The sequence below is a fragment of the Gilvibacter sp. genome (assembly GCF_013214815.1).
Lineage (GTDB): Bacteria > Bacteroidota > Bacteroidia > Flavobacteriales > Flavobacteriaceae > Gilvibacter.
In genome coordinates, this window is record NZ_JABSPU010000149.1 from 1 (window position 1) to 1,704 (window position 1,704).

The window sequence follows — 1,704 nt, forward strand, 5'->3', positions numbered from 1 at the left end:
CGTGCAATGGTCAGCTTACAGAAACCACAGCCGCTAAAAAGCACCAAAACATCAATCAAAAATTCATCAAATCAATTAAATCAAAAATCGAACAGTTATGAACTCATCAATCACCACAAAAAGAACAGGACGTTATTTCTCAACAGGAATCAGCAGCAAAGGAGTACAATGGTCCAATTACAGGAACTACAGTCGCTAATAGCGATTTAGACAGCGCATCACATCAAACAGTTATCACAATGAAAAAGTTAGTAAACAAACACCTACTGGAGTCGAGAAGATTCATCATAGAAGCCTATAGAAATCGAGGCTCCAGGTTTTTGAACAACTATGAAATTTATTACCTAGAATAATGGAATTAGTAAATGACCCGGACTAAAAAGGGAAACAGCACAAGTTGTTTCCCTTTTTTTATGCGCTAGCTTTAATAGCTTATCCGTCTCGCGCCAGCGATCGCAGCAAAGTACCGCGTACTGCGAAGAGCGCGGTCGTGAAGTAAGCGCAGTGCCGCTTCACGAGGCGTTATAACTACTGTGAATAACAGCCACATCAGTAAAAAGTATAATTGCACCTTTAGAATCTTTATGATCTTTGCATCAGCTGGTTAAAACTAAAACCATGATCAAAAGAATCTTTAAAAAACTGCTGCGTATGCTTTTATGGACCCTCGGAATCCTTGTAGGCTTAGTGCTTATTGTATTGCTTTATATACAGATTGATCCTGTATTTGGAGCGAACCCAGACCGTAGCCTGATGGCTAAACTGGCCATTGAGGCCCAATATGACGGCAAGAAGTTCCTCAATAAAGAAGCCACTCAGGTCATGACCTCTACAAAGGACAGTTTGGCTTGGCCCGATACGCAAACTAATATGCTAGGCTCATTGGCCCCTCCTAAAGGCAAGAATCCACAGCAGCCATTGCCGAGTTTAAAGTTTGACAAAACGCAATTTACTCCCGGCAGTTTTGCTTGGTTTGGGCATTCTACCATTATGATGAATGTAGATGGCACCAACGTCATTATTGATCCTGTTTATTATCGTGCGTCACCAGTCTTTTTTGCAGGGAAGCCTTTCCCTTTGGGCGAGCGTCCTACCATAGCGGAGCTTCCTGAAATTGATGTAGTTTTGATCTCTCACGATCATTATGACCATTTGGACATGAAGGCCATCAAGGAAATGGACCCCATGGTGAAGCAGTATTTGGTGCCTCTGGGCATTAAGGCACATTTACTGAAATGGGGTGTTGCTTATGAAAAGGTTCAGGAATTTGATTGGTATCAAGAGCAGCGCTTTAAAGGGGTGAAATTCACCTTTACGTCTTCGCGTCACTTTTCTGGACGTGGGATCTTCAACAGAGCCTCTACCCTTTGGGGGAGCTGGATCGTTAAGGGAAGCAGTCAAAACATCTACTTAACCGGTGATTCTGGTTATACAGAGGACTTTGCCAAGATCGGCGCAAAATACGGGCCTTTTGATATTGCTTTCATTGAGAACGGCGCTTATAACAGTGGCTGGGCGGAGATTCATATGTTCCCAGAGCAGTCTGTACAAGCAGGAATTGATCTGCAGGCCAAGATGTTGTTTCCCATCCATTGGGGGAAGTTTGATCTCTCTCTTCACAATTGGAAGGAACCTATTGAACGCTTTAAAACTAGTGCTGAGCAGAGCGAACAGTTTATAGTAACGGCCAAGATCGGATCTATA

At 43.0% G+C, this 1,704-nt stretch carries 1 protein-coding gene; it reads left to right on the plus strand.

From position 1 onward, the window contains the following. Positions 1-618: 618 nt before the first annotated feature. Positions 619-1,704 (plus strand): MBL fold metallo-hydrolase (locus HRT75_RS14745; RefSeq protein WP_291188385.1); only part of this gene is annotated, 1,086 nt, incomplete at its 3' end.